Below are 8,323 nucleotides of genomic sequence, written 5' to 3' on the forward strand. Positions count from 1 at the left end.
TCTGGCGGAATGGCCAGCCGCCACCACTGCGCGTCCATCAGCGCCCGGAACGACTTGCGGAACGACTCAGGCACCGTCACGGTCCCTGTGGCCGGGTCAAAGACCGGCGGGTTCCTGTCGGCGTCGGCGAACGACTCGGCCACCGGCCCGACGGCGAGCCTGTTGACTTCGGCCAGCATGTCGCGCGCGGTCTCGGCGTCCACGTCGGCGTAGGGACCAGTCCCCAGGAGTGCCTGACGGCCGAGCACCTCGAACAGGTTGAACTCGATGTCCCGGAGATTGCTCTTGTAGTGGCTCATATAACGCTCCGCGGCTTGGGTACCTAGCCTATGTTACTCGCTAGTAGCAAATCAGTCATCCCTGCACCCACGCGTCTTTCACGGCATCGCAAACCGCTGGTGACAGACCGGCCGGAACACGACAACATGCCCCATTCCCCGACTGCCTGTTTCGGCGCTTTTGAGGCATCAAGGGCACCTTGGGACTAGGCTTCCGACTCGTGACGGATGTTCGCGACCCCTCGGCGGGCCCGCCGACGCGGCGGCCTAACGACGGCACGCCATCCCGGCAGCCGGGCGGGACGCTGCCGGCACGACAGTTCGCCGGGGACCTGCCCGGCAGGTATCCGGTCGGGGAGCAGCCGGCCAGCGACCTGCAGGGCGGCAGCGGCGGCGGCCTGGCCATGCCGAGCCGCCAGACGGCAGCCCGTCCGCCGCGACCGGCCGGCCGGCACCGCAGGCCCGTTCCCGTCAGCCTGCCGCAGAGCGCCCCCGCCCTTGTGCTCGCGGTTCCGGGAACCGACACAGACCTCACGGCCGGCGCAGTGGGCGAGCTCGCCGCCGTGCTCCGCGTCGATAACCCCGCGGTGGACGTGCGCGCGGCGCGCGTCGACGGCGGCGGCCCCGGCGACCCGTCTGACATTCAGGCCGTCCTGGCCGACGCCGCCTCGCGGCGGCCGGACGGCGCGGCATGCGCCGTGGTCATCCCGCTCATCGCCACGCCCAACCCGCCCGTTACCCGCCGGCTGCGCGAGGCGATCGCCGTCAGCGGGGCGAAGGCGGTCGTCAGCGGCTTCATCAACTCCAACGCGCTGATCGCCGAGGTGCTGCACATCCGGCTGGCCGAGGCCGGGCTGGCGCGCGCGGACCGGGTCCGGCTTTTCAGCATCGTCACCGCCGCCGACGGCATCCTCATCGCGACCATCGGCGGCCCGGACGGCGCGGCTGCGGCCAACGTAACGTCGGTGCTGCTCGCGGCGCGGCTGGCGCTGCCGGTCATCCCGGCGTCGCTGGACAGCGCGCCGACCCTGCAGGAAGGCATGATGCGGCTGAGGGAGATGGGGGTCAACCGGCCTGCGATCGCCCCGTGCATCATCGGCCCCGAGGCCAGCAAGAGCGACCTGGACGCGCTGGCGATCGGCGGGGAGTGCGCGGCGCCGCTCGGCGCGCACAGCAACATCGCGAAGCTCGCCGCGGTGGCCTACGGGCAGGCAATCAGCCAGCTGGAGATTCCCGGCGAGCAGCTGTAACCGACGGTCTGCGGCACTCGCACCTCAACCACCTCAACCATCGCCGTCCCTCGTCGCCCGGATGAGATAGCCCCGGGCCGCCGGAGCGGCCTCCCCCGGGTGTCCGGCGGCCCGCTATTCGGCGCCAGCGAGCAGGGGGTCGAGCCGGACCGCCGGGTTGTCGCGCGCGATCGCGTTCAGCCGCCACTTGTCGGCGAACAGCGCCAGCAGCGCCCCGTCGAGCCGGCGGGTCAGCACCTCGGCGCCGCGCGCGCCGGCCAGCGCGGAGGCGCCGGCCGCATCGGTCAGCCGCGCCAGTGAGTAGTCGAGATGATCGAGCTCCGAGCGGGCGCTGAACTCGTGCTCAAGCCGGTGCAGCACCACGTCGAACTGCAGCGGCCCGACGGCCGCGAGCACGGGCGCCTGGTCGCCGCGCAGGTCAGACGACAGCACCTGGACGACGCCCTCGGTGTCCAGCTGGTCGATGCCGCGGCGGAACTGCTTGTACTTGGCGGCGTCCTTGCAGCGCACGACGGCGAAGTGCTCGGGCGCGAACGACGGGATCGGCGGGAACGCCACCGGCACGTCGGCGAACAGCGTGTCCCCCGGACGCAGCGCGGTGGCGTTGACCAGGCCGATCACGTCGCCGGGGAAGGCCACGTCCACGGTCTCCCTGTCCTGGCCGAACATCGCCTGCGCGTACTTCGTCGCGAACGGCCTGCCGGTCGCGGCGTGGGTGAGCACCATGCCGCGCTCGAATCGGCCGGAGCACACCCGGACGAAGGCCACCCGGTCCCGGTGCGCCGGGTCCATGTTGGCCTGCACCTTGAACACCAGCCCGGAGAAGGGCGCGCCGACCGGCCGGGGTACGCCGTCCGCGGACACCCGGGCCGCCGGTCCTGGGGCCAGCGCGCGCATCGCGTCGAGCAGCCTGCGCACGCCGAAGTTCGGCAGCGCCGCGCCGAACAGCACCGGAGACGACTCACCGGCCAGGAACGACGGCATGTCGAGCCGGGCGCCGATCTCGTCAAGCAGCGTCAGCTCGTCGACCGCCACCGAGTACGCCTCGCCCTCGCGCTCCAGCGCCTCGTCGGGCGAAAAGCGCTGCTCAAGGGCCCGCTCTGCGCCGCCGGGGGTGCGCGTGTAGGCGGTGTACTCGCCGATGGCCCGCTCGATCAGCCCGCGGAAGTCGCCGGCCACCCCGACCGGCCAGTTCACGGGCGTGGGGCGCAGCCCGATCCGCTGCTCGATCTCATCGAGCAGTTCCAGCGGCTCGCGGCCGGGACGGTCCCACTTGTTCACGAACGTCACGACCGGCAGGTGCCGGGACCGGCACACGTCGAACAGCTTGAGCGTCTGCGCCTGGAGGCCCTTGGCCGAGTCGAGCAGCATGATCGCGCAGTCGACGGCCTCGAGCACCCGGTAGGTGTCCTCGGAAAAGTCCGCGTGTCCCGGGGTGTCGAGCAAGTTCAGCACCGCGCCGTCGTAGGTGAAGCGCAGCGCCGCCGAGGTGATCGAGATGCCGCGATCGCGCTCCATCGCCATCCAGTCGGAGGTGACACCGCGCCGCCCCGCCTTGCCGTGCACAGCGCCGGCGTGGTTGATGGCGGACGCGTGCAGCGCGAGCGCCTCGGTCAGCGTCGACTTGCCCGCGTCCGGATGGCTGATCACCGCGAAGGTCCGGCGCCGCGCCGCTTCGGCCCGGACAGCCGTGTCCGGGGCAGGCCGTCTTGCTGCTACATCTGTCACCGACACGCGGCGGCTCTCCTTACTTCCCTTGCTTCTGCTTCGCTGGCTGGCGCGACGCCCGAACGAGGCTACCCTGATCGCCCCGGGGGTCCGGCGCCCGCCTGCCACGCAGGCCCGGGCGCGGTGCTCCGCACACGAGGAGCGATCCAAGTCGCGCAACGTGCGGGTGATACAAACAATTCCCCCGAACGGACAGCGGGTTCCCGTCACCCGCGCCATGACTGCCCGCAGGCTTGGCCCCAAGCTCTCGTGCCATCTCTGGCTTGCGGCCCTCGGTGACGCGAGAGGCGGCCACCCGGATCTTGTGCGGCCGCGGGGCTAACCCGGCGGTCGTGTACGGGCACTATGAAGCGTGGGACACCCCAGGCCTGAGCTGCCCTCAGACGCCGACCTCGTGCAGCTGGCGCGGCGCGGGTTCAGGGAACCGATGGCCGAACTCGTGCGCAGGCACTGGGATATCGCGGTCCTGCTCGCCGGGCGGGTCCTGGGCTCGCCAGACCTGGCGCGCGACGCCGTGCAGGAGGCCGCGGTCGCCGCGATGACCGATCTTGAGCGGCTGCGCTCGCCCGACAAGTTCGGTGCCTGGTTCTGCGGGATAGCCCTGAACGTGTCCAGGAAGTGGCACCGGCAGCTCCGGTCGGAAGTGCCTGGCCTGCGGCCCGATTGGGTGTCTGGTGCGCCTGATCCGGCGGAGGCGGCGGAACTGGCCGACACCGCGGCACGTGTGCGCGGTGCCATCGCCGCACTGGCCGATGGCCAGCAGCACGCCGTGCGGCTGTTTTACCTGCAGGGCCTGAGCCACCGCGAGGTGGCCGGGGAACTCGGCATCTCGGTCGGCGCCGTCAAGGCGCGGCTGCACCAGGCGCGGGCGGCACTGGCCCCGAAGCTCGTTCAATTCATGGCGATCCAGGAGGAGAATACGGTGACAGCAGCGGAGACGGCGGAATGGGCCGAGGTCTTTGTCTCGGAGATCCGCAGGACCCAGGATGACGACCCCCAGCAGCGCAAGCACGTCATGGTCCTCGCCGAGCGCGGCGGTGACCGGCGGCTTCCGATCTGGATCGGGCCGGCCGAGGCGAGCGTGCTCGCGCTGACGCTGGAGTCGGTCGAGACACCCCGCCCGTTCCCTTACAAGCTGGCGGCCGGGCTCGTCGAGGCCGCCGGGTCGCGCATCACCGAAGTGCGGATCACCCGCCTGCTGGACTGGGTCTTCTACGCGGTCGTGGTCGTGCAGGGACCGGGCGGACCGCGGGAAGTCGACGCACGGCCAAGCGACGCCGTGAACCTGGCGGTGGCAACCGGCGCGCCCATCCGGCTGAACAGCTCGCTGTTCAGCGCGCCGCCAACGGAGGAGGAGTCATCGTTTCCTGTGGCCACCGCCGACATTGCGGCTGAAGTCCGGCAGCGGATGCGCGAGGCTGCCGAACGGCGCGCGCACTGATCCGTCTCGGACCCCGGAACGAGCGCGGCGCCCGCTGACCGGTAGCCGCCAAGTGGTCACGCGTGCGGCTCGGCGCCGGCGTAGGCCGCGAGGTGCTCGCCGGTGAGGGTGGAGCGGGCGGCGACGAGGGCCGCGGGGGTGCCCTCGAAGACGATCCGGCCGCCGTCGTGGCCGGCGCCTGGGCCGAGGTCGATGATCCAGTCGGCGTGCGCCATCGCCGCCTGGTGGTGCTCGGTCACGATGACAGGCTTGCCGGAGTCGGCGAGCCGGTCGAGCCGGTCGAGCAGGCCGAGCAGGCCGAGCAGGCCGGGCAGCTGCTCGACGTCGGCCAGGTGCAGGCCGGCGGTCGGCTCGTCGAGGACGTAGACGCCGCCCTTCTCCGCCAGGTGGGTTGCCGGCTTGAGCCGCTGCCGCTCGCCGCCGGACAGCGTAGTGAGCGGCTGGCCGAGGCTGAGGTAGCCGAGCCCGACGTCGCCCGGCCGACCGAGGATCTGTGCGCGGCGGGCGTGGCTGCCTCCCCGGCGCCGAGGAACTCCCCGGTCTCGGTCACCGTCATCGCCGGCACTTCGCCGATGTCCCGCCGCCCAGCCGATGTTCAAGCACCGACGGCTCGGACCGCTTGCCCTCGCACTCCTCGCAGGTGGTGGCAACGCCGGCCATCATCGCCAGGTCGGTGTAGCTGACCCCGGCCCCGTTGCAGTTGGGGCAGGCGCCCGCGGAGTTGGCGCTGAACAGCGCGGGCTGCACGCCGTTGGCCTTCGCGAAGGCGGTGCGGATCGGGTCGGGCAGTCCGGTGTGCGTCGCCGGGATGAGCGAGCTCATGCCGGAGCCGGCGACACCGGTGACGACGGCAAGCACCCCGAGCGGGATGTCCAGGTCGACGTCGCGCAGGTTGTGCGTGCTCGCGCCGCGGATCTCCGGCGTGCCCGCGGCCGTCCGTACGCTCTCCTTGGGGGCCGCCCGGTCGTCGAGGTGACGGCCGGTGAGGGTGCCGCTGGCCCGTCAGCCCCTCGACGGTCCCCTCGACACCGTCAGCCGGCGCTTCGGGATCGCGATGCTTACATCCTTGAGGTTGTTCACGCGTGCTCCGTGCACGCGGATCGAGTCGTGGTGGCTGTCGGCGATCATCGGTCCTGAAGCAGCCCAAGGACGTTGCCGTCGGGATCGGTGACAGTGGCCACCAGGCGGCCGCCGCCGACGTCGCGCGGGGGCTCCTTCACGTTGGCGCCCGCCGCGGTCACCTCGGCCAGCTTCGCCTCGATGTCGGCCACGTGCCAGTAGGCCACCGGCGAGGTCATGCCGCTGTTCGGCACCAGCCCGATCTGCTGTCCCTCGGCCTCGTAGCCGACGTAGTAAGGCGCGTCCGCCATCGGCGCCACGCCGAGCAGGGCGGTGTACACCGCCTTGGCCGCCTCGAGGTCGGTTACCGGATGCAGCACGGTCTTGATGCCCTGGGTGGAAGAACCGGTCATGGTCGCTCCTCAAGTCGTGGCAGCCCATCGCCTTGGCTGTCGATTCGCGTCTTGTCAGAAGTATGGCGACGGCGAACCAGGGGACGCTTCTCCATTCCTGACCAGTCTCGTCACCTCGCCCGGGGTCGTCATGGCAAGGACGAAGCGACCTACGTAGCCTCGCGACCGATGCGATCCCGATCGCAAGCCGGACCAGCACGGCCGCCAGGAAAAAGAAAAGCACGTCCCACCACCCGTAACTGCCCGCCCAGAACCAGGCCACGCCCGGATGCGACGCAATGATCAAGGCGGTGATGGCCAGCAGCGGCGGCGTAACCACCAGGCCCTCGGGCCAGGTGAAGCTTCGCCCCGGAGTCGTGTAGAGCCTCACCAGCGCATAAGCGGGCCAGGTTCCGATAAGGGCGCCTGCCAGGAGGAAAAACGGCTTCGCGACGATGACCTGGCAGGAGGCACAGCGCGGCGCGGGTGGGCCTCGGTGGCGGCAGGCAGCGTCGCCCTAGTGCTGGCCGAGTACGCGGCCGTCCGGGTGAGCGCGAAGGGCAGTGCGCGACCCGCTATGGGCCTGGGGCACGGGGCGGAATCTCATCTGTGGCGCCGGATCGGCGATCCCGGCGATCGTCGCGGGCCTGTTCTTCGATGGAGTAACGCTCCTGCTGGTGTATGCCCTCGTGGTGATAGTGCGCGACACATCGTCGAGGCGCAGCCAGCGGATGTCGTGCCCGCTTGCGCAGATCCAGGCGGAGTCCGCCGAGCCCTGGTGCTCGTTGTCTCCTGCATTGGCGCGAACGCGCCACCCCTCCCTGGGGGTTCATCCCCACCCTCAGCCAAACCCTGACAGTGGATGCTCTTGCACTGCCCGGTCCATCCTTGAGCCTGACGCCCCGCCGGAGGCGCCAAGTCCTGCAGTCACAGTCACGCTTGGAGGGTGGAAGGGCGGACACGTGCACTCAGTGGCCCATCCTCGGATCTGAGCCAGCCCAGCACCACCCGGAGTGGAATCACCTGCTTGCCGGGCCTTCCTCGTCCTAGCGACGCTGTCGGTTGTGTGGAAGACTCGCGAGCAGCTCCAGGCAGCGGGACAGGCACGATGACAAGAGCCAGACGTCCTGCCGCATAAGTCAGCGAGTTAGGGGAGGGATTCATGGCAATCAGCGTGTACATAAGCCCGGCATCTGCGACCGCAGCGCAATACGACGAAATCATCAGGCGTCTCGACGCAGCTGGTGCAGGCAAACCCGCTGGGCGTCTATATCACGCTTGCTTCGGCTTCGGCGACAAGCTCCAGGTATTCGACATCTGGGAGTCTCAGCAGGCCTTCGATAAGTTCGGCGAGACGATGATACCCATCGTCCAGGAAGTCGGCGTCGATCTTGGCCAGCCCATGGTCGAGCCAGTTCACAACCTGATTCAGGGCTAAGGCGGCCCGACGCGACGGCACCGCGAGGTATTGGTCCCGGGCCAGCGCAGCCGGTCGTGTGCAGCGCGATCGCGCGAGCGCCTTTGGCGCGGTGGCCGCCAGCTGGGCAATCGCGGCCGAGGAAGACGTCTCGTCGTTACATCCGGCGACCGCTCTTGAGCCGCCTTCTTCCGGATGTCCGCGTGGCGTTCGGCCTGGCGTGCGCCCGGGCGGGCCTCTCAAGGCAGAGCCCGGGCGCTGACGCCGGGCCAGCGGCGCCGCAGGCGCCGCCTTGATCCTAAGTGGGTGACCCCATAAATTCGTCGGGGGTTGTCAGGCAGCCCTCACAAGTCCGGTTTGTTTTATGGAGTCCTGTTTCTCGTGTTCGCTGATGCGCCGGAGCAGGTCCTTGAGGTCGTCGGCGGTGTACTTCCAGCTGAACGGCTCCGCGGTGCGGTTGTAGCGGTCGATGAAGGCGAGCAGGGTTCCGGAAAGCTCCTCCAGGCTGGGGAAGTTGTTCGGGGAGACGACTTTCTTCTGGATGATGGAGAAGAAGATCTCGATCTGGTTCAGCCAGGAGGCGTGGACCGGGGTGTGGATCATGATCGCGTTGGGGTGAGCCGCGGCCAGCCGGCTGGCCGCGGCCTGGCCGCGGTGGTCCGAGCCGTTGTCCACGATGACGAATACGCGGGGCGCGTTCTTGTACTCTGGCCTGGCCATGACCTGGCCGGCCAGGTCCATGAACGGGGCGATTCCCG

Annotated in this window: 7 protein-coding genes and 1 pseudogene; 3 read left to right on the forward strand and 5 right to left on the reverse strand. The window is 70.1% G+C overall.

The window, feature by feature from the left end:
• Nucleotides 1–299: acyl-CoA dehydrogenase family protein (locus Q1N79_RS01730; protein ID WP_300603303.1), on the reverse strand; the 299-nt coding region annotated here is incomplete at its 3' end.
• 200 nt (nucleotides 300–499) lie between these two features.
• Between Q1N79_RS01730 and Q1N79_RS01735 the strand changes: the two genes are divergently transcribed.
• Nucleotides 500–1,528, forward strand: a complete 1,029-nt coding sequence (locus tag Q1N79_RS01735) for a hypothetical protein (RefSeq protein ID WP_300603306.1) — start codon at nucleotides 500–502, stop codon at nucleotides 1,526–1,528.
• Nucleotides 1,529–1,642: 114 nt separating this feature from the next.
• On the opposite strand, the gene Q1N79_RS01740 is transcribed toward Q1N79_RS01735, so the two are convergent.
• Nucleotides 1,643–3,256, reverse strand: a complete 1,614-nt coding sequence (locus Q1N79_RS01740) for a peptide chain release factor 3 (RefSeq protein WP_300603322.1) — start codon at nucleotides 3,254–3,256, stop codon at nucleotides 1,643–1,645.
• Nucleotides 3,257–3,608: 352 nt separating this feature from the next.
• On the opposite strand from Q1N79_RS01740, the gene Q1N79_RS01745 reads away from it, so the two are divergent.
• Nucleotides 3,609–4,697, forward strand: coding sequence for a bifunctional nuclease domain-containing protein (locus Q1N79_RS01745; RefSeq protein WP_300603309.1), 1,089 nt, complete (start codon nucleotides 3,609–3,611; stop codon nucleotides 4,695–4,697).
• A gap of 56 nt (nucleotides 4,698–4,753) precedes the next feature.
• On the opposite strand, the pseudogene Q1N79_RS01750 reads toward Q1N79_RS01745, so the two are convergent.
• Together Q1N79_RS01750 and Q1N79_RS01755 are read right to left on the reverse strand one after the other, a co-directional pair.
• Nucleotides 4,754–5,705 (reverse strand): annotated as a pseudogene (locus Q1N79_RS01750) (excinuclease ABC subunit UvrA); the annotation flags it as partial.
• Between the two features lie 116 nt (nucleotides 5,706–5,821).
• Entirely contained in the window at nucleotides 5,822–6,169 is a 348-nt protein-coding gene (locus Q1N79_RS01755; protein WP_300603312.1) for a VOC family protein, read from the reverse strand.
• A 1,141-nt stretch (nucleotides 6,170–7,310) separates the two neighbouring features.
• On the opposite strand from Q1N79_RS01755, the gene Q1N79_RS01760 reads away from it, so the two are divergent.
• A complete protein-coding gene (locus tag Q1N79_RS01760) occupies nucleotides 7,311–7,586 on the forward strand; it encodes a hypothetical protein (RefSeq protein ID WP_300603316.1) in 276 nt (91 codons plus the stop codon).
• A 312-nt stretch (nucleotides 7,587–7,898) separates the two neighbouring features.
• Here the strand turns inward: Q1N79_RS01760 and Q1N79_RS01765 are convergent.
• Nucleotides 7,899–8,323, reverse strand: a 425-nt coding sequence (locus tag Q1N79_RS01765) for a transposase (RefSeq protein WP_300603319.1), incomplete at its 5' end; no start/stop codon positions are given.

This window comes from Trebonia sp. (assembly GCF_030042015.1).
Classification (GTDB): Bacteria; Actinomycetota; Actinomycetes; order Streptosporangiales; family Streptosporangiaceae; genus Trebonia.

Bases quoted from the DNA above. Each gene is read 5' to 3' on its own strand.
- Q1N79_RS01755 (WP_300603312.1), bottom strand. From the start codon at position 6,169: ATGACCGGTTCTTCCACCCAGGGCATCAAGACCGTGCTGCATCCGGTA.
- Q1N79_RS01760 (WP_300603316.1), top strand. From the start codon at position 7,311: ATGGCAATCAGCGTGTACATAAGCCCGGCATCTGCGACCGCAGCGCAA.